Source organism: Photobacterium japonica (assembly GCF_050337005.1).
GTDB lineage: Bacteria > Pseudomonadota > Gammaproteobacteria > Enterobacterales > Vibrionaceae > Photobacterium > Photobacterium japonica.
Genome location: NZ_JAKJSN010000008.1, coordinates 170,177 through 190,430, shown reverse-complemented (window position 1 = coordinate 190,430; position 20,254 = coordinate 170,177). Strand labels below are relative to the sequence as shown.

General features: G+C 49.9%; 17 protein-coding genes and 3 tRNA genes. 10 read left to right on the top strand and 10 right to left on the bottom strand.

Annotated elements, in window-relative coordinates:
* The first annotated feature begins 545 nt into the window (after positions 1-545).
* A complete protein-coding gene (locus tag L4C36_RS02330; RefSeq protein WP_428476176.1) occupies positions 546-1,643 on the top strand; it encodes a DUF3541 domain-containing protein in 1,098 nt (365 codons plus the stop codon).
* A 101-nt stretch (positions 1,644-1,744) separates the two neighbouring features.
* Here L4C36_RS02330 and katG read toward each other — a convergent pair whose 3' ends face one another.
* From katG to amrB, 3 genes are all read right to left on the bottom strand, one after another.
* On the bottom strand, positions 1,745-3,952 hold the full coding sequence (katG, locus tag L4C36_RS02325; protein ID WP_428476170.1) for a catalase/peroxidase HPI: 2,208 nt from the start codon (positions 3,950-3,952) through the stop codon (positions 1,745-1,747).
* A 222-nt stretch (positions 3,953-4,174) separates the two neighbouring features.
* The gene (gene amrA, locus L4C36_RS02320; RefSeq protein WP_428476175.1) at positions 4,175-4,768 is read right to left on the bottom strand and encodes an AmmeMemoRadiSam system protein A; all 594 of its coding nucleotides are present in this window, start codon (positions 4,766-4,768) and stop codon (positions 4,175-4,177) included.
* Positions 4,734-5,531: an AmmeMemoRadiSam system protein B gene (gene amrB, locus L4C36_RS02315; protein WP_428476169.1), complete on the bottom strand. Its 798-nt coding sequence runs from the start codon at positions 5,529-5,531 to the stop codon at positions 4,734-4,736. The genes amrA and amrB overlap by 35 nt, the downstream gene beginning before the upstream one ends.
* 80 nt (positions 5,532-5,611) lie before the next feature.
* On the opposite strand from amrB, the gene amrS reads away from it, so the two are divergent.
* Both amrS and L4C36_RS02305 read left to right on the top strand, forming a co-directional pair.
* Positions 5,612-6,736, top strand: a complete 1,125-nt coding sequence (amrS, locus tag L4C36_RS02310) for an AmmeMemoRadiSam system radical SAM enzyme (RefSeq protein WP_428476168.1) — start codon at positions 5,612-5,614, stop codon at positions 6,734-6,736.
* 140 nt (positions 6,737-6,876) lie between these two features.
* On the top strand, positions 6,877-7,185 hold the full coding sequence (locus L4C36_RS02305; protein WP_428476167.1) for a glutaredoxin domain-containing protein: 309 nt from the start codon (positions 6,877-6,879) through the stop codon (positions 7,183-7,185).
* A gap of 68 nt (positions 7,186-7,253) precedes the next feature.
* On the opposite strand, the gene L4C36_RS02300 is transcribed toward L4C36_RS02305, so the two are convergent.
* Complete coding sequence (locus L4C36_RS02300; RefSeq protein ID WP_428476166.1) at positions 7,254-7,859, bottom strand: TetR/AcrR family transcriptional regulator; 606 nt, start codon at positions 7,857-7,859, stop codon at positions 7,254-7,256.
* 217 nt (positions 7,860-8,076) lie between these two features.
* Between L4C36_RS02300 and L4C36_RS02295 the strand changes: the two genes are divergently transcribed.
* Both L4C36_RS02295 and L4C36_RS02290 read left to right on the top strand, forming a co-directional pair.
* Positions 8,077-9,192: an efflux RND transporter periplasmic adaptor subunit gene (locus L4C36_RS02295; RefSeq protein WP_428476165.1), complete on the top strand. Its 1,116-nt coding sequence runs from the start codon at positions 8,077-8,079 to the stop codon at positions 9,190-9,192.
* Positions 9,193-9,195: 3 nt separating this feature from the next.
* Positions 9,196-12,246 (top strand): efflux RND transporter permease subunit, encoded by a 3,051-nt coding sequence (locus L4C36_RS02290; protein WP_428476164.1) that lies wholly within the window; start codon positions 9,196-9,198, stop codon positions 12,244-12,246.
* 70 nt (positions 12,247-12,316) lie between these two features.
* On the opposite strand, the gene L4C36_RS02285 is transcribed toward L4C36_RS02290, so the two are convergent.
* From L4C36_RS02285 to L4C36_RS02265, 5 genes are all read right to left on the bottom strand, one after another.
* Positions 12,317-12,979, bottom strand: a complete 663-nt coding sequence (locus tag L4C36_RS02285) for a DUF642 domain-containing protein (protein ID WP_428476163.1) — start codon at positions 12,977-12,979, stop codon at positions 12,317-12,319.
* 133 nt (positions 12,980-13,112) lie between these two features.
* On the bottom strand, positions 13,113-13,529 hold the full coding sequence (locus L4C36_RS02280; RefSeq protein ID WP_428476162.1) for a DUF4893 domain-containing protein: 417 nt from the start codon (positions 13,527-13,529) through the stop codon (positions 13,113-13,115).
* Positions 13,530-13,562: 33 nt separating this feature from the next.
* On the bottom strand, positions 13,563-13,949 hold the full coding sequence (locus tag L4C36_RS02275; protein WP_428476161.1) for a putative periplasmic lipoprotein: 387 nt from the start codon (positions 13,947-13,949) through the stop codon (positions 13,563-13,565).
* Positions 13,950-14,239: 290 nt separating this feature from the next.
* Entirely contained in the window at positions 14,240-15,544 is a 1,305-nt protein-coding gene (gene brnQ, locus L4C36_RS02270) for a branched-chain amino acid transport system II carrier protein (protein WP_428476160.1), read from the bottom strand.
* 500 nt (positions 15,545-16,044) lie between these two features.
* Positions 16,045-16,245: a hypothetical protein gene (locus L4C36_RS02265; RefSeq protein ID WP_428476159.1), complete on the bottom strand. Its 201-nt coding sequence runs from the start codon at positions 16,243-16,245 to the stop codon at positions 16,045-16,047.
* Between the two features lie 356 nt (positions 16,246-16,601).
* On the opposite strand from L4C36_RS02265, the gene L4C36_RS02260 reads away from it, so the two are divergent.
* The 5 genes from L4C36_RS02260 (at position 16,602) to L4C36_RS02240 (ending at position 18,859) form a co-directional block, all read left to right on the top strand.
* Entirely contained in the window at positions 16,602-17,534 is a 933-nt protein-coding gene (locus tag L4C36_RS02260) for a sugar kinase (RefSeq protein ID WP_428476158.1), read from the top strand.
* A 156-nt stretch (positions 17,535-17,690) separates the two neighbouring features.
* A tRNA-Cys gene (locus L4C36_RS02255) sits at positions 17,691-17,764 on the top strand.
* A gap of 18 nt (positions 17,765-17,782) precedes the next feature.
* Positions 17,783-17,858: transfer RNA gene (locus tag L4C36_RS02250), tRNA-Gly, on the top strand.
* 138 nt (positions 17,859-17,996) lie between these two features.
* Positions 17,997-18,083, top strand: a tRNA-Leu gene (locus L4C36_RS02245).
* A 233-nt stretch (positions 18,084-18,316) separates the two neighbouring features.
* The gene (locus L4C36_RS02240) at positions 18,317-18,859 is read left to right on the top strand and encodes an endonuclease V (RefSeq protein ID WP_428476157.1); all 543 of its coding nucleotides are present in this window, start codon (positions 18,317-18,319) and stop codon (positions 18,857-18,859) included.
* 53 nt (positions 18,860-18,912) lie between these two features.
* Here the strand turns inward: L4C36_RS02240 and L4C36_RS02235 are convergent, their stop codons facing one another.
* Positions 18,913-20,253 (bottom strand): ABC transporter substrate-binding protein, encoded by a 1,341-nt coding sequence (locus L4C36_RS02235; protein ID WP_428476156.1) that lies wholly within the window; start codon positions 20,251-20,253, stop codon positions 18,913-18,915.
* Between the last annotated feature and the right edge of the window lies 1 nt (position 20,254).

Genomic DNA, 20,254 nt, shown 5'->3' with positions numbered 1-20,254 from the left:
CATCTGTATGGGCTGCATAAATAGTGCGTTGTGCAATAAAAGAACACAGCAGATACGGTGTATTTTAATTTGTAGGAATATTCTTACGGTATTTTTATTTGAATTTAGGGTGCTATTTTTGGCTCAATGTCATGAAATGAAAAATTAACATTGTTCGGACATTAAGGGAATTGCTCAATATAATAAAGTATTGCTTGTTCTATGAGCATTTTAGTGGCGATTCTTTGCTTTTCTCATGTGTTGAGTCTTTCGTTGTTGCCATTTAAATATCTTATAAGGAGTATTTGAATGCGTTCGTTGTGTGAACATAATGAGATTTTCGGTGTGCATTACCCCCTATTCGCGTCGTTGTGCTGCCGTGATAGAACTCGCTGAAACTGACATATTGAGGTAACGTTGAGGGAGAGAAACGGGGGGAGGGAATCATGAGCCCAGTGAACAAGAAAATGCCATTCGCGATCAGTCATCATACGGTGTTGAAGCGACGGGAACACCGTTGGCGCCGAGTGCGGTGGGCAGCTGTGTCACCATTGTGTGTGTTGGGGATGGTAGGCATGCTGGCCGTACCGTCCGTTTTCGCCACGCAACACCCAGCACAAGTGGTTGCGTCGACGCCAAAGACGGTGAGTCAATTACCGCTGGAGGCCAGTTATCACGCTGATGCGGCGCAAATCCGCCATACCTATGAGACTCAACTCTATACGCTACCGGCGTTTAAGATGGGGCATTATGGTTTACGCATGTATCGTCAAACGTTAGACCCGAAATATACGTCGGCCATTTGGGTGGATATGGCACGGGTGGCCAGTCGCTTGAATCGTTTTGCCGCCGAGGTGCATACACCAGAACAGATTGCCCCTTATGCCAAAGATCGCTTGGTTGAGTATGGACGCAAGACGGATGTACGTAGCCAGTTGCGTTTCAGTGCCACCGCCCATTCGCCGGATTACGTGTACCTTGGGGTAGATTTGCTCGGCGCAATGGCGCGTGCCAATGAATACGGTTTAAAGCACCGTGATGATGCGTTGTTACGTCAGGTGATCCGCCGTTATGACTTTCGTCAGTATGCGACCGATCCCAATATGATCATTGCATGGTCGGCCCAATTGGCGAATCAGGTGTACTGGTTGCGTCAATTGGGTGAGCAGGATGTGGTGAATGACTTTATTGCAGCCTTCCAGCGTACTTATCCTGACCGTAATGATGCCACACTGTCTGATCAGCAATACATGAACAAACTCTACGGGATGACGCACATTATTTTGGCGGCGTCAGAGTATTACCAGTATGAGATTGATGAAGAAAACTTTCAGTGGATCTTCGATTATTATCGCACCAACATTGACACAATTTTACAGCGTGCGAAAGCAGACGTGGTTGCGGAAGTGGGCATTAACTTTCTATTGGCAGGGTTAGATACGGATCCTGTGGTGGCGAAAACCCGTCAGGCTATCCAGAAAGCGATGAATCGACAGGCCGGTATGGTACCTGCGGTCGATGGCAGTACCGGTTTGGTGTATGGCGAACACCGTAACGTGTTGGCGGTTATGTTGCTGGATTGGCAAGATGTACACACCGCACCAACGATTCAAGAGCAGCCGAACGTGTTTCAGGGCATGCCGTATGGGCTAGTCAGTCAGTAAATGATACAGACTTAAAATGAAAACCACGGTATAAAAATGGCTATGCGCTCAGTGATAGGATCACCGAGCGCATAGAATGAGTTGAATCTTTAAACGTCGTATCAGGTTAAATCAAACCGATCGGCATTCATGACTTTCGTCCATGCTTTTACAAAGTCATGGACAAACTTCACCTTCGCATCATTCGCTCCGTAAACTTCGGCAATGGCCCGTAATTGGGCATTGGCCCCGAATACCAAATCTGCCCGTGTTGCGGTCCACCTCAGGTTGCCGGTTTGGCGATCATGCCCTTCAAAGATACGTGCCTCGTCAGAGGTGGGTGTCCATGCGGTATTCATATCGAGCAGGTTGATAAAGAAGTCGTTGGTCAGCACACCTGGCGTGGCCGTGAATACCCCGTGCGCCGTTTGTTCAAAGTTGGCATTTAATGCCCGCAAGCCCCCAACCAGTACGGTCATTTCCGGTGCGCTCAGTGTTAATAACTGTGCTTTATCAAGCAACAGTTCTTCGGTGGACACGGTATAAGCTTGCTTTTCATAGTTGCGGAAGCCATCAGCCATCGGTTCTAACACTTCAAACGAGTGAACATCGGTTTGCGCGTCGGTGGCATCGGTGCGGCCGGGCGAGAAAGGCACGGTTAACGTCACGCCTGCATCCTGTGCTGCTTTTTCTACAGCCGCGCAGCCACCCAGCACGATGAGATCCGCCAGTGACACGGCTGTGCTGCTTTGAGCGCTGTTAAAGCCGGTCTGAATGCTTTCGAGTTGACTGAGCACTTTGCTCAGTTGCCCCGGTTGATTGATCGCCCAATCTTTCTGTGGTGCTAATCGTATCCGCGCGCCATTCGCCCCACCACGGTGATCCGATCCTCGATAGGTCGATGCTGCTGACCATGCGGTGTATACCAACTCAGACACACTCAGGCCAGACGTTAACAGGCTCTGTTTCAGGGTGGTGATATCGCTGTCATCAATCACGGCGCTGGTAGGGGCTGGCACAGGATCTTGCCAGATCAGATCTTCAGCGGGAATTTCCGGCCCAAGGTAACGGGATTTTGGCCCCATATCGCGATGGGTTAATTTGAACCACGCACGGGCAAAGGCATCGGCAAATTCATCGGGATTATCGCGAAAATGCTCAGAGATTTTGCGGTAATCCGGATCTTCACGCAGTGCCATGTCAGCGGTGGTCATCATGATACTGACGGTCAGGCTGGCGTCCTCAGTGTCGGGCGCGTGATTGCGTTCGCCAAGGTTTTTCGGTGCCCACTGGTGTGCACCAGCAGGGCTCTTGGTGAGTTCCCAGCCGTAGCCTAATAGCATATTGAAATAGCTGTTATCCCATTGCGTTGGGGTGGGGGTCCACGGGCCTTCTAAGCCGCTGGTGATGGCATCGCGTCCCAGCCCGCTGCCGTGGGCGTTTTTCCAGCCGAGCCCCATTTGTTCAATCGGTGCCGCTTCGGGTTCCGGCCCGACGAGCGCGGCATCACCCGCGCCGTGACACTTACCAAAGGTGTGCCCCCCGGCGGTTAACGCCACGGTTTCGTAGTCGTTCATTGCCATGCGGGCGAACGTATCCCGCACATCTTTGGCTGATGCAAGCGGGTCAGGGTTGCCGTCGGGTCCTTCTGGATTGACGTAAATTAACCCCATTTGCACGGCGGCTAAGGGGTTGTCTAAATCGCGCTCACCGCTGTAACGGTTATTTCCGAACCATTCGTTTTCCGCGCCCCAGTACACGTCATCTTCCGGTTCCCAGATGTCTTCGCGACCGCCGCCAAAGCCAAAGGTTTTGAACCCCATGGACTCTAGTGCAACATTCCCGGTCAGTACGATCAGATCAGCCCACGATAAGTGGTTACCGTATTTTTGTTTCACGGGCCACAGTAGGCGACGGGCTTTGTCGAGGTTGCCATTATCCGGCCAGCTGTTCAGGGGCGCAAAGCGTTGATTGCCGCGTCCCGCCCCGCCGCGACCATCGCCTGTTCGGTACGTCCCGGCAGCATGCCACGCCATGCGGATCATCATGGGGCCATAATGGCCGTAGTCTGCCGGCCACCACGGTTGTGACGTGGTCAGAACATGTTCAATGTCTTTTTTTACTGCGTTGAGGTCGAGTTGCTTAAAAGCGTCACGATAATTGAAGTCGTCACCGAGCGGGTTGGTTTTGGTGTCGTTTTGATGCAGAATTTTCAGATTAAGCTGATTGGGCCACCAGTCTTTATTTTGGGTACCTTCGCCACCCACATGGGTATTACTGCCATGCATAAAAGGGCATTTTCCCGCGCCTTTCTCGTGATCATTGTTCATACATCACTCCGTCTATTTGGGTCCGTTGCACTTGTTTTATTACGCTAGCGCGATTTATCGAGTTAGCTATCAATATAGACAAGGCGTACGGAAGGTGAGGGTTTTTCTCTGTTGGGCGCGATGAGGATGTGAGCAGGGGACAGATGTGAAAAGAGGCGGTCAGTGTGAACTGCTTTCGCCTCTTTTTATTGTTTGTGGTGTTGATGGAGAGCTGTGTGCGTATCAGTAATAATATTTACCGGTAATGCTGTTCACCGTGAAGGTTTTAACCGTCATGGTTGGTGACCAATAACGGCCGTGCCAACCGGCTTTCACTTTAAGTTGGCGGACAAATTCTGCCGGCTGAGTGATTTGCTCCCACACCTGTGGCAGAAACAGCGCTTGCGCGTAATTATCCGATAGAATCACGCCAGTTTTATGCGTAGCAAGGTAATCGATTAACGCTTGCTCTGATTCAACCTCGAGGACTTGTGGCTGGGATAAGACCGACACTTCGATGGTGAGTTTATCCAATTGCTCTTCGCACAGCGGCATAAAACGGCGATCTTGATAGGCACTGGCGCGCGCTTTATTGAACACATCCAACACGAGTGGGCTGTGTGCTTGCGTCGTCCCCAAGCAACCTTGCAGTTGCCCATTCACTTTCAGCGTGACAAAGCAGGCGCCGGGTCGCAGTAATTTTTTGCCATAAAGATCAAGCCGCGGGGCGAGGATTGTTTCATCCGAAAAATGGCCACGAATGGCATCACGGGCAATATCCAGCAGTTGGGTTAATTCCCCTTTATTGAGGTTCTGCAACGATGATGTAGCTAACATATCCAACGACTCTCTCCTTATCTCCGGCGGCGGTGTCGCCAGAGTTGATCAATGTGTTACGTATAAGTGGGTATCCCCTTTGTTTGGCTAGCAATAGCAATGCGTTAATGCCTGTGGCACCACAGGCTTGCTCAGGGGTGAGGGTGGACTTGTAGCCGTCTATCAGGGAACAGGTATGGTGGTCGATACGTGTTGCGTCTGAGTAGGTATGGAAATGGCTGAGGTCACTACTTACCACGAGTAGGCAATCATCGCCCTGCCAAAGGGGGTCAATGGCGTGAGCAACAACGGCCGAAGAGACATTGCTGGTTAAGAGCGGTAACAGGGTAAAATCATGTAAACATGATTGCAGAAAAGGCAATTGCACTTCAAGGCTATGCTCTTGGGCGTGTACTTTATCTGATACGTCAATATCATCTATTTCCCGCAAATTTTCAACACTTTGTATGTCAATAGGGACTTTTCCGAGAGGTGTCTCAAAATAGTGACAGGCGGGCAGGGCGCAGCCATAAAAAGCAAAGCGGTGACTGGGTCCAATGAGGATCACTTTTCGGATGCGATCAGCGTGCGGCAGTAGGGCGCGATAGGCCTGTGCCGCCACTTCGCCGGAGTAACAATAGCCCGCATGAGGCACGATGAGAGCACGAACTGAACGAGCAGGTACGACGGGTTCCGCAGACAGCCAAGCGTTTATTTGGCGCTGTAAAGCGAGCGGCGCGTGCGGGTAAAAGTGGCCAGCAACAGCGGGTGGACGAGTGTGCATGCAGATCCCCGTAGTACATAATGAATGAGTAAGCAATGCAAGGTATATACTGAGTATAGGCCGTCACTTGAGTCGGGATCATGAACAAACCGCGACTACCCCAAGCTGAACACAATAACGCCATCACGAATTGGCCGACAACGCATTGGCATGCGTTAGCCGATGGGCGTGTAGTGTGCAATGTGTGCCCCCGTCACTGCCGTTTACGAGAAGGCAAGCGTGGGGCGTGTTTTGTTCGTCAGGCCCATCAGGGTGAAATTGTGCTGACCAGTTACGGTCGATCCAGTGGGTTTTGTGTTGATCCGATTGAAAAGAAACCGCTGAACCATTTTTATCCCGGCAGTGCCGTGTTGTCGTTCGGGACGGCGGGGTGCAATTTAAGTTGCCAGTTTTGCCAAAATTGGCAGATCAGTAAATCCCGCCAGATTGATACGCTGGGGGCCAATGCACTGCCTGAGCAAATCGCCCAGGCGGCATTGCGTTATGGTTGTGACAGTATTGCGTTTACCTATAACGATCCGGTGATCTTCATGGAATATGCCATGGATGCCGCGCAGGCGTGTCGAGACGTTGGGGTGCACAGTGTTGCAGTTAGCGCGGGCTATATGTGTGATCAACCTCGGCGAGATTTCTATTCGGTGATGGATGCGGCCAATATTGATCTGAAAGCCTTCACCGAACGTTTTTATCATAAAATCTGCCATGGCCATTTAGCGCCGGTGCTGGATACCTTGCTGTATTTGAAGCATGAAACATCGGTGTGGTTTGAAATTACTACCTTATTGATCCCGGGGGAAAACGACAGCCCGAAAGAGGTGGACGCCCTGACCCGCTGGGTGGTCGACAATTTGGGGCCAGATGTGCCTGTCCATTTTTCGGCGTTCCATCCGGACTTTAAAATGCTGGATACGCCCCGCACGCCGCCAGCGACTTTACTTCAAGCGCGTCATATCGGCCAAGCCAATGGTCTGCATTATGTGTATGTCGGGAATATTTTCCATGAAGAAGGGGACAGCACCTATTGTCCTGCATGCGGAGAGCGGGTGATCACGCGTAATTGGTTTAAATTGGGGGATGTGCATCTTACGCAAGCGGGTACTTGTGTATTTTGTGGTGAACCCGTCGCCGGGCGTTTCTCTGGTAAGGAAAGTGACAGCACGGCAAAACCCTTTGGACGTCAGCGCATTCCGGTTGTGATTAAATAAGGTGACACGGTGAGGTGAAATTGATTAGAAACACATCAGATGCGATGAAAAGCCTCTGTAACGTGTCACCGAGCCTTGTCACTGTTTTGCCCTTCTATTATCTTAATGCCCAGAAGTTAACCTGAATAAAGTGAAGAACAATGTCTGACATGACCATGGAACAGCTAGCGGGCTACCAAAACTTGGTGATCACGCAGCCAAACTGCCCATTCTGTGTAAAAGCAAAAGCCTTGCTGGATGCACGCGGTACAGAATACACCACACTGGTACTGGGTGCGGATATGCCGAAAACGCTGATGGTCGATTTTATCGAGCAAGCGACGGGCAATGTTGTGCGCACCGTGCCACAGATCATCCTTGAGGGTGAATACATCGGTGGTCATGATGACTTGGTGGCGTTTCTTGAGCGCCAAGTAGACGGCGATGTATTTGGTGATTTTGAGCTGTAAGCCATCATCATCGAATAGATAGCATGAATAAAAAAACAGCCAATGGCAGTGTGCCCTTGGCTGTTTTTTTAACTCTCTGATTCAACAGCATACGATGCTAAAAAGATAGAAACGACCAATTCGACCTTTTCTGTCAGTGCGCTGCCTTCGGCTTGTGGGCTGATAGACATCACCTGTGGCCAAAATAACGAACCTTGGAACAGGCTGATATACACGTTGGTGATGGTTTTCAATTCAGTCTGTTTCAGCTGATTGGCCGCCATGGCCTCGCGGAACCATTGCATGATGGCTTTGGAGCTGTATAGCGTGTTGATCAGGTTACTGGCCATATCGGGTTGACGGAGAAATTCCATCACAATGGTACGGGACAGGGGAATGCCGTAAGTGTGGTAAAGAATATCCACTTCTTTATAGGTGATCTCAATGAGTTGTTGGCGCAAGCTGCGTTGAGGATCAAACGCATATTGTACGGTCTCATTGGTGGATTCATGCAAGATGGTCAGTACTGCTTCAAAGAGATTTTCTTTGCTTTCAAAGTGACGGTATAACGTGCGCTTTGAGACTTCCGCCGCCGCACTGATCCTATCCATATTCGCGCCTAAAAAACCGTGTTGAATAAATTCAGCTTTCGCCGCATCAATGATGGCGAGGCGTTTTAGTTCAGAGCGTGTCATTGTGTTTCCATTCTTCCCTTTACTCAATGCGATCAGTTTATCAAGATTGTGTCAAAAAGTACACTTGGTAGTTTACTTTCTCGCGGGTCACTATAAAATAAACTCAATAGTTTACTTTTTTGTCATGCCGCCATGCGGCGCACGGCAATCTTGGGATCGCATTCAGCGTCCTTATACCTAACGGTCGCGCCGGACCAACCTTTTAGGGGAGAAATAGGTGAATACGTATTTTAAGAAGTCAGTACTGGCATCTTTTAAGTTCAACGCTCTTGCTGCCAGCATTGCCATGTCAACGTTACTACTGACAGGCTGTGGCGCGGAAGAACCTCAAGCGGTGGTTGCACCGGTCATCAAACCTGCATTGACAGAGGTGATCAGCACTCGCGCGAATGACGATTTGAGCTTTAACGGGGTTGTGCGCGCTGCAGAGCGTGCGGATCTGGCGTTCCGAATCGGCGGTCGTATTACTGACATCGCAGTAAAAGAAGGGGATGAGGTCAAGCAAGGTCAGATACTGGCCACGTTGGATTCCCGTGATGCACAAACGGCCTTGGCCTCAGCCAAATTGGAGTTGGATAACTCAAAAGCGGAATACCAGCGCGGCAAAGCCATTTATGAGAAAAGCCAAGCGATCGCCAAGAGTGATTTAGACACGTTAACCACCCGTTATAACTTGGCAAAGAACCGTTTAGCAGAAGCACAACGCCAGTTGGAGTACACCCAAATTAAGGCGCCGTTTGACGGCATTATTGGGCGTAAGCTGGTGGACAACCATGTGCAAATTCAGGCTAATGCCCCGATTGTGACCTTGCATAACCTGCAGGATCTGGAAGTGGTGATCAACATTCCGGATAACGTCATGTTATCGGGCATGGCTGGCACCAAAGCGCAGGCCGAATTGTCCGCGATTCCGGGCGTGGTCTTCCCGTTAGCGTTGCGTACGTATGCTACCCAAGCTGATCCGATCACACAAACCTATGCCGTGGTATTGGGCTTTGAAGATAGCAAAGGCTATCGCGTGTTGCCGGGTATGGCGGTAAAAGTGTTGCCGTATGAGAGCAAGCAAAGCGAACAGGGCAGCGAAGCGTTGTCGATGATCACGGTGCCGCTAACCGCCGTGGTACCTGATAACCAAGGTCGTCAGTTTGTGTGGGTGATTAATGCCGACAATAAAGCCGAAAAACGCTATATCACGGTCGGCGCATTGAGCAAAAACCGCGTGGTGGTGACAGAACACCTGAACGTGGGTGAGCGCGTTATTATCGCCGGCGTATCGAGTGTGAAGGAAGGGATGGAAGTGCGTCCTTACACTGACGATAGCCACGGAGCGTAATCGATGGATATTGCACGTTATACCATTGCGAAACGCACCAGCGTGTGGGTGTTGATCGCCTTGATTTTGCTGGGGGGCTACATTAGCTACCTCAAGCTGGGTCGATTTGAAGACCCGGAGTTTGTGATCCGCCAAGCGGTGATCAATACCCCGTACTCTGGCGCCACGGCGCAAGAGGTGTCTGACGAAGTCACGGATGTGATTGAAGGGGCGGTGCAGTCGCTGCAAGAGCTAAAAGAAGTGAAGTCGGTGTCGAAACAAGGCATGTCGGAAGTCACGGTTGAAATTAAGCTCGAGTTTGCTTCGTCATCGGCGGATCTTCAGCAGGTGTGGGATAAACTGCGCCGTAAAATCACGGATGCACAGCGCATGCTACCACCGGGTGCGGGTCCGTCTATCGTCAATGATGATTTCTCGGATGTGTATGCCTTGTTCTTTGCCGTGACCGGTGACGGTTTTACGGATAAGCAACTGCAAGACTATGTCGACAGTTTGCGCCGTGAGTTGGTATTGGTACCCGGCGTGGCGAAAACGGCCACACTCGCTGAACAGCAAGAAACCATTTTTGTTGAAATTTCCAGTGAACGTTTAGCGAAGTTTGGTTTGTCGGCTGAAAACGTGTTCCAAGTGTTGCAAAAGCAAAACATGGTGACCGTGGCGGGCAGCATTGAAACCGATGCGATGCGTATTCCAGTGATCCCAAGTGCCAGCATTCATTCCTTTACGGATTTGAAGAACCTACAGGTAGGCGTCGGGCAAAATAACACCGTCTTGCGTTTGGGCGACATCGCTAACGTGACACGCGGTTATCAAGAACCGTCATCGATGTTGATGCGCTACAACGGTGAGCGTGCGATTGGTTTTGGTATCTCGAACGTGACCGGCGGTAACGTGGTCGACATGGGTGATGCGGTGAAAGTGCGCATTGCGGAGTTGGAAGGCCAGCGTCCGTTGGGGATGGAATTGCATGTGATTTCGATGCAGTCGGATTCCGTGCGTGACTCGGTCACGAACTTCATCGACAACTTGATCGCCGCGGTTGTGATCGTGTTTATCGTGCTATTGCTGTTCATGGGGTTACGTTCTGGCGTGATCATCGGTTTCGTGTTGCTGCTGACCGTCGCCGGTACGCTATGCATCATGTTGATCGAAGACATCGCGATGCAGCGCATTTCTTTAGGTGCGTTGATTATCGCCTTGGGCATGCTGGTGGATAACGCCATTGTGGTGACTGACGGGATTTTGGTGCGCTTGCAGAATAATCCGGACGAAGACCGCAATGTGATTGTGTCGGACGTGGTGAATGCCACCAAGTGGCCGCTATTGGGTGGTACCGTGGTGGGGATCTGTGCGTTCAGTGCGATTGGTCTGTCACCGTCAGACATGGGGGAATACGCCGGTTCGTTGTTTTGGGTGATCCTGTATTCCATGCTGTTGAGTTGGGTGTTTGCCGTTACCGTGACCCCAATGTTGTGCTTTGACTTCCTGAAAGTAAAAGCGCGTTCAGCGGATCAAAAGCCGGGCCGCATGGTCACCATGTACAAAGCCTTGCTGACGTGGGTACTGACACACCGTGTAGTGAGTTCATTACTGTTAGTGGCGATGCTGGCTGGGGCGGTGTACGGGGTACGTTTTGTGCCACCGGGTTTCATGCCGGAATCTCAGCGTGCCCAGTTTGTGGTGGATGTGTATCTGCCGCAGGGTTCAGACATTAAACGGACTGAGCAAGTTGTCGCGAGCATCGAGCAAGATGTGAAAGCGAAAGAGGGTATCACCAATATCTCTAGCTTTATTGGCGGTGGTGGTTTGCGCTTCATGCTGACCTATGCACCCGAGGCCCGTAACCCAAGTTATGGCCAGTTGCTGATCGACATTGATGACTACACCAAGATCGGCCCGCTGTTAGTGGCGCTGCAAGGTGAGTTGGATGCGAAATACCCAGATGCGTCAATCAAAGTGTGGAAGTTCATGCTAGGTCGCGGAGGCGGTAAGAAAATTGAAGCGGGCTTTAAAGGCCCAGACAGCCGCGTGCTGCGTCAATTGGCTGAACAGGCGAAAGCCATCATGAATAATGATGACGGCCTGATCGCGGTGCAAGATGACTGGCGTCAGCAAGTGCCTGTGTTGCGTCCGGTGTATTCTGCACAAGAAGCTCAGCGTTTTGGCTTAACCACGCAAGAGATCAACCAAGCGATTGCACAGACACTGTCTGGTCGTCGAGTGGGTGTTTACCGTGAAGGTGACAACTTGATCCCGATTGTGGTGCGAGCACCTGAAAACGAACGTGATCATCAGCGTGCGATTGAAAACACCGAAGTGTACAGTCAGAACGTGGGTGGCTTTATCGCGGTGAGTCAGCTTGTTGATTCCGTGGATGTCGTATGGCAAGACGCTATCTTGCGCCGTATTGACCGTATGCCAACGATTTTGGTGCAGGCTGACCCGGCACCAGGTGTGCTAACGGCCGATGCCTTTAACCGTTTACGTCCACAGATTGAAGCGATTGACTTGCCACCGGGTTATGAGCTGATTTGGTACGGCGAATACAAAGCGTCTAAAGATGCCAACGAAGGCTTGGTGATTTCAGCACCGTATGGTTTTGCGGCGATGATTTTGTCGGTGATCTTCATGTTCAACGCTTTGCGCCAGCCGCTCGTGATTTGGCTTACAACGCCATTTGCGTTAGTGGGCGTGACCATCGGGTTGGTGATTTTCCAAACGCCGTTTGAATTCATGGCCATTCTTGGTTTCTTGAGTTTGATTGGCATGATGGTGAAAAATGCCATTGTCTTGGTGGATCAGGCCGATATTGAGATCAAAGACGGGCTATCACCGTACCAAGCGATCATTGCGGCCGCCTTGGGGCGTGCACGTCCGGTATTGCTGGGGGCCTTCACGACGATTTTGGGCGTGGCACCGTTGTTGGTTGACCCGTTCTTCAAGAGTATGGCCGTGACCATCATGTTTGGTCTGTTGTTTGCCACCATCTTGACGTTAGTGGTGATCCCGCTGTTCTATGCGATGTTCTTCCGCGTGAAGGTAGAAGCCGCGTAATACAGATCACATCTCAGAACGAGACAGTGAAAGAAATGAAAAGGGCGTACCGAGAGGTACGCCCTTTTGTTTATCCGTGGAACTTACGTAAACGGCGTTGCGTCAACAAAAACACGACCAGTAACAGCACGGGGAAAAGTAAGTCAGGTTCAGGCACAACGGTGACGTGAATATTATCGAGTAGGTTACCCCGTGTTCCTTTGTTTTTCGAAACAAATCGCAGGGTTGAAAAGTCACTGTCGGCATAGAAGGTCTCACTGTAATGTCGCCAAGTAAAACGTTCGTGATCCGCGAGGGTCGTCAGTAAGAGCGGGGTGTCCCCCATGACTTTGACAAAGAATGACTCACCGCTGTTACGGCGTGCGGCGTAGTCAAACGACAGGGTATAGAGTTGACTAGGGTTGGTCGCAAAGGTTTGGTAGATCGAAAAGTAACTGCCTTGGTTGGGATGGGCATTTAATTCAGCATGTTGATCGCCATGGCTGGACTCAAAACCGAACAGTGAATCCCAAATTTCGATATTATCGCCTTGCCACCCGCTTAACCCTGGCGTGGTCGCGGGGGCAAAATATCGCCATTTTTTATTCCCAACATCAGGTTCTTCAAAACTGCCGTGCTGGATTAAATTTGCCTGCGAAAAGGCAGAAAATAACGTGACTGACAGTAATAACCCTATGCCTATTCCTTTTTTTATCAGTGCTGAGTCAAAAGGGTATGAGGCCAATCTATCCATCGGTACCTTCCCATCAAGAGTATCTTATCGTTAATGTTTACTTCCATTAACAGTAAGTCTTGTCTATATGACAAAAAAGTACAAATAAACCCGCGTGCCATGAGGGGCGTTAAAAAGGGAAAGAGAAGAAGCGTTATTGTATTCTTTTTAAATCGACAATCCGGAACGGTTCGGGGGCATTGGGATCATAAATGCGACCTTCAAAGTGATGTTTCCCCGTACGCTTGTATTCTCCTGTCAAATCGCTGGTACATGCCCCAGCAGGGCAGAAGAAAATCCCATTAAATGAAAAACCGTCGTCTGTTGCGGTGATCTTACCCCTGAAGCGTTGTGAGCCAGAGGTTTTCTCGAGCGTAAACGCATCACCTTGTTGCTTGATTTCACAGCGAAAGTCAGGGTAAGTGAAGGTTTCATCTTGATACACTTCCGTGAAAGCACAACTATAGCGGCCAACGACAGTATCGAGTGCCAATGGTGTGCCCTTACTGGCCACGGAAGGAGCGCTGAATGCCATTGTCGTCAGTAAAAGCGTAGGAATAAACAACTTCATCGTGAACTCACTGTATGCGTTAAGACTGGATCATTATGGTTGTGTGAAAATAAATTCTTTGGCGACAATTACGGGTACTTTTTCTTTATTGCCTTCTGCTGGGGTGTATTCCACCGCACTCAGGCCATGCATAGCAATATCATTCCACGCATCATTGGGTGTGGCTTCAAGTATGGATGGATTGAAAATATCACCATTGGAATCGATCAAATATTGTATTTTCACCATGCCGTTGTGTTTCGGCACTTCTAGCTTATAAATATTGAAGCTGCCTTTGTTTTCATGACTGATCCAATATTTATTTAAATCTGAAGCCTCAATCGCAATAGGGGGAGAGGTCAGGTAGGTTGTTGAGACGTGAGAGCTGCTACAACCGGTTAAAACAAAAAGACTGCAAAGGAATGAGAGGGCGATTTTCATGAATGCTCCAGCGCAATGATGGGGGACAGAATCACGTATTTTTGGCGTGAAAATAGCGGTTCAGACGGTAGCTTTGCCACCCTAGCATGGATAATTTGCATGTGCTGTTGCAGTGTTTTCTTTTCTGGGAGGCACAAGGATCTAACCGAGTCAGATCACAGGCCGCTATGCAACGAATGCTGAATGCTGACAGAGAGGGGGAGGTTATACATCGTCGCACAGGGGGTAAGAGTAACAAAGAAAAGGAGATGCCAGCGGGATCGTCACTGGCATCGGTCACGATACGCGACTTATGACGCAATAACGTTGTGGTTACGCTGTTGACGCCACGCTGGAATCGCATTCGCCATCAAGATGGCAAGACAAGGCAATAACCAACTGGCGTGTGCACTATATAGCGGTAACCACTGCGAAAAGGCGTGCTGAAGCGGTGTTGGCATAAAACCCAAAATACTGATGGCGTCTAATGTACCAAACAGGAATGCCGTAAAGAGGGTCATGACATACATGGCGCTGTACTGTTTATCGCCAGGATAAAACAGAGCGGCAAGTACCAAGGCAATGGCCACAGGGCATAAGATCAGGATCACCGGCAAACTGATCGCCAGAATTTGATTTAACCCGATATTGGCAATGAGGCCTGTTGCCAGAATCACCAATGTGGCACTGCGACGAAACGGTACGCCAAAGGTTTGTTCGTAGTACTCGGTACAGGCATTTGTCAGGCCGACCGTGGTGGTCAAACAGGCCATAATAATGATGGCCGCCAGTAACAGTTGGCCGTAGTCACCGAACGTATACGCTACATAACGCGTCAGCAGCTCGCCGCCGTTGGTTACCCCTTCTGCAATCGGAGAGGAGGTGGCACCTACATACCCCAGCGCCAAATAACAGGCTGCCATTAATACCGCATAAATCATCGCCACTTTAAACGTAATGCGACGTACGGCGTGGGTTTGTGTTACACCTTTATCGTGGATGGTTTTAATTACGACCCAACCAAACCCCACGGCAGCAATGGCATCCATTGTCATATAACCCTGTACCAGCCCCTGAGTGACGGCACCGTTTTCAAAGTGTGGTTTTGGCAGTGGCGGTAGCGCCAGTGGTGATACCATGGCGTACATTGCCAAGATGGCCAGCAGCACAATGAGCATTGGCGTCATGACTTTACCGATGTAATCCACCAGTTTACCCGGATGAAAAGCCAGTACTAACGTCACCAAACAGAATAAAACAGAAAAGAGGGGAAGGTGATCACCGGTGACAAACGGGGCAATGCCCATTTCATACGCCACGGTAACGGCGCGCGGCATGCTGAAAGCGGGGCCAACGGCAGTCAGTAAGGCAACCCACATGACAGTCGCAAGCCAAGTTGGCAAAGGGTGCGTCAGTAATTGACTGTCATTTAATCGACCAAATACCACTAAGGTAAGCGCAGGCAAGCCCACGGCTGTGATCAAAAAACCGCCCATCGCAGGTAACAAGTGTTGACCGGCTTCTAAACCCAAAAATGGGGGGAAGATGATATTGCCTGCCCCGAGAAACATGGCAAATGTCATTAGCCCGATGGCCAGTATGTCGCTTATTTTCATTGGACAAGTCCTTATTACGTACCCGTTATGTCTTTGGGGTATTTTTCGTTTGGACCGTCAGGATGCTGGGGGAAAAGGTGCGGTTTCCGTCAGCATGGCTGACGGAAATAGCCGCCAGCCTAGATAACGATGACTAGGACGACGACAGCAATAGTAAGAGAAGTTGCGCGCAACAGAGCACTCTCACTCAACGCCAGAGGCGAGTAAGTCAAAGGGCTGTAATGAAGTAAGTCTGGCTTAACCATGCGAATTCAGTCTGTTTGCGGACAATCATCACAACATATAAGTAATTAACCGTTCTGTAAATAGCATTTTATGAAATTCACAGAGAAACACTGACGAGTAGAAAAGGGAGCTAGAAAGGCAGCGCCTTGATGATGTGTATTCCTCTAGGGAGTGAGGGTTTACAAGTGACGGTGAAGACAGAATGGCAGACACAAAAAATGGAGCGAGATGCTCCATTTTTTTATACTCAAGTGACCCCAAGTATATTAATGCGACTAGCTGATAATACCGGTCAAAAGTCCAGCAAAAATCAGGCTCGCTACCCCATAGAATCCAAATTCAATACGTGACTCTGTTGCGCTGTTTTCATCCGTGCTTTTCAGGGTGGCCATCGTAAAAAAAGCCCCACCTGCTAAGCCAATCAATAGGATGATTAAGCCAAATAGTATACCTTCGATAAGATAAGTCACATCCATGCTTATATCCTTTGTGGCACGGGAAAACGAGTGGCACGGATGATACACTTTTAGCCGTTATTGGCAATGAAAATTTGTTAACAGAATCAGGGAAAAGCCCCTCTTTGCTACTTATGCGGCCTGTATGAATTAATAGGCACATATAGCCGCTTTACGGTCTGTGTTTTCATTACAAAATGGAACGTAATGAGTCAGTAACGACTCGTTATTAGTGGTTAAAAAACACGCTAAAAATAAGACATTGAAGAGAGACAATATAATTGTCTAAAACTTGTCAAAATGCAGGTCTTTGTGGTGAGGCAAGCCGGCTATCTTCCATTACGCTTTTATTATCACATCGATAAAAAGGGGGCAGCGTGAAGATTGCATGTTTTGGTGAGTGCATGGTCGAACTCAGTGGCCAGCCGCTGCAACGTACGTTTGGCGGCGATACGTTAAATACCGCGCTGTATTTGGCCCGCCTCGGCCGCCAGCGTGATATTCATGTGAGTTATGCGACCGCACTGGGCGTGGATACGATCAGTCAAGATATGTTGGCGGCCTGGCAGAAAGAACACATTGATACCCGTATGGTGCGTCAATTACCGCATAAGCTGCCTGGACTCTATTTGGTGGAAACAGAACCCAACGGTGTACGTCATTTCCATTATTGGCGTAATGACAGTGCGGCCAAGTTTTATTTCGCGGATTTCTCTTCGCCCCTAGAGCAGGCGATAGATAAGCATGCGCTGGATGTGCTGTATATCAGTGGGGTGAGTTTGGCCATTTTAGCGGAGGAGGCCAAAGCGGTACTTGTTACCCTGTTAGATAAACACCGACAGCATGGCGGTAAGGTGATTTTTGATAATCATTTCCGCCCGCAATTATGGACGGCGAAACAAGCGCAGTATTGGTATAGCCAAGTGATGCCATTTGTCGACATTGCTTTGATCTCAGAAAACGACGAGCAACGTATTTGGGGAGAGGCCGCTCAAGACGCGATGGTTGCGCGTTACCAATTTGCGGGATGCGAGGAGGTGGTGATTAAGCGAGGAGCGGCACCGTGCATTGTCTCCAGCCAATTACAATCGGCGCAACCACACGTGAGTCACGTGGCGGTCAATTATGTGGAGAATGTGGTGGATACCAGTGCGGCAGGAGATGCGTTTGCGGCTGGGTACCTTGCCTGCCGATTAAGTGGTGGAAGTGCAACGTCGGCGGCAGAATTAGGCCATCAATTGGCGGCGATTGTATTGCAACATCCCGGGGCGATCATTCCACTCCAAGCGATGAAAGCATTGTTGCAATGAGAAATGTGCATAAAACCACCAAAGAGAACACGTTTGATAACAATCTGTACAAATATCAGGCGGTTGATTGTTTTTATTCAACTTTATTGTTGACTCGTAGGGCGCTTTCCGTAGAATGCAACGCATACCGCAGCGAAACACGCTGACGAGTACAAAGGCGCGTTGGCAGAGTGGCTATGCAGCGGATTGCAAATCCGTGTACCTCGGTTCGACTCCGGGACGCGCCTCCATTCTTTTGAGAATGATATGCGACACTAGCTCAGTTGGTAGAGCGCAACCTTGCCAAGGTTGAGGTCACGAGTTCGAACCTCGTGTGTCGCTCCAAATTAATGGATGATGTGTCCGAACACGAGGAACCTCGTGCCCAAGCTGGTCGCGTCGCTCCAAATTTAAGATATTGTGTCACTACAGTATCGAAGATGGTGTTTAACTTTTCAGTTAGCGCATCGCAAAGAATTGCGTGCCCTGGTGGTGAAATTGGTAGACACAAGGGATTTAAAATCCCTCGACGTTCGCGTTGTGCCGGTTCAAGTCCGGCCCGGGGCACCATCTCATTAAAGGCTCACAAGGTAACTTGTGGGCCTTTCTTGTATTCTGCTTTTATTGATCTTCTCCTTCGTTTCATCTCCTGCCGCTGTTTCCTACTTTCTACGGCCTGTTTCTTTTCGGCTGAATTCACAGTTGTTGATGTCATTGAGTTTCTCCGCTTGTCGTGTGAAAAGTAACGGCTTACTGTGAGCGGAATTACCTTAAATTACGTGGCTTCAGTAAAAGGAAAATACATGCACGTCATTATTGATGTCGATTACCGTACGAAAAAGGATGATGGTGTGGCGGTAGGCTGTGACTGGGCTGTCGTGGCCGGATTGACGTTTCAGGACTGGCAATCGGATGTGATTAGCGAGACGTACATCAAGGTACTTGATGAGGTTGCACCTTATGAGCCAGGGCAGTTTTATAAGCGGGAACTCCCGTGCCTGTTGGCGTTGATCGCGAAAATGCCCTTTACACCAAGCTGCATTATCATTGATGGTTATGTGACGCTGGGGGAAGAAAAGCGCGATGGGTTAGGGGCGTACCTGTATCGCGCATTAGGCGAAAAAATACCGGTGATCGGGATTGCTAAGAACCGTTTTGCGGATACACCGGCAGCATGTGAAGTGTTACGAGGGAAAAGCCAAAACCCTGTGTTCGTGACCTGTATGGGCATGGCATTAGAGGCAGCAACACACCGTGTACAAACCATGCATGGTGCCTACCGTTTGCCGACATTAGCCAAGGCGGTTGATTCAGAGTGCCGTCAGGCTGAAAGGCATCAAGGATAAGAAAAAACCGGCCTAAGCCGGTTTCTGTGATGTTTGAGCGGTAGGCAAGTCTGTTACAGCACTGGCGTACAGTTACAATTCTCACCTTGGGCGTTGGCTTTGCTCTGCTTTTGGGGCGCATACCAGCGGTTTAAGCCACTTTGCAAGCGAGAGGTCGCCTGTGTTGGCGTCATTTCACCTTTCATGACGGCGACGCTGGTGGTCCAAATTTCTTGCTCAAAGTTCGGGGTGCCGCGTGACAAAATCTGGCTGGAGCTCCGGATAGTGGAATCGCACTGTTCACGCCAGCTCATCATCTCTTGAGCAACCGGATCTTTGATGTCAAAGAAGTGGTTAGACAATGAGAAAAAGCCAGAGATTTCATTGGTCAGTATTTCCGCAAACTCAGCAGAGGTCATCCATTTCAGGAAGATTTCTGCCGCTTCCGGGTTCTTCGCGTGCGCATTGATCCCCATACCTAAATCGGTGTGATCACTGAAGTAACAGGCATCGCCTTTTTYCTCAACGGGCGGCGGGAAAGCCCCCATGTTAAGTTTGCCTTGGAACGTCAAAATATCCCATGAACCGGCCGGAAAAACGGCGGCTTTGCCTTCTGCAAATAGCGTACGCGAATCACCGTAACCACGTTGGTCTGCATTGTCACCCATGTAGTTAGCCCATTTTGCCAGCGTACTAAAGGTTTGCTGGTACGGTGTGCTGTCAATGCGCGCGGTGCCATCAATCAGCGCACCCCGGCCATCTTCCCCTTTCCAGTACGTAGGGCCAATGTTCTGGAATGCCAGCGCATCGGTTTCCCAGCGGTCTTTCAGTCCCATCGCCAGCGGCAGGTAACCGGCCCGTTTGGCTTTTTCCAATACCCAGTAAAAATCGGCATTGGTCACGGGCTCATTGACGCCCAATTCTTTGAAGATGTCTTTGTTATAGAAGAACCCGTGGATCACCGAGGCCATTGGCAGACAGAATGTCTGTGCACCAGAATCCGTTTGCCAAGGCGCTAAGGCAAAACTGGGGAAGTTTTCGATCCCTTCCATCTCGGTCACTTCTTTGAGCAGACCGCTTTCAAACAAGGGCAATGCGCCATCAAACGGACGGCACGCCATCAAATCACCGGCTTTGCCGGTTTTAATCCGGTTTTTGACATACCCGACAGGATCCGCATTCCATTGGGCAATTTCTGCATCAGACGGCGAGACATAGTCAACGTTGATGTTTGGGTAGTGTTTGTTGAATGCAGGAATGATTTTCTCGTTCCAGATGGCGTTGTCGGCACGCCATGATTCAATCACGACCTGTTGCTGGGCAGACGCGCTTAACGGCAATGTCAGTAGCGCGGCGGCGACAGAAACGGCAGAAGCCACAGAGAAGAGAGAGGGCAATAAGGTGAACTTTTTCATA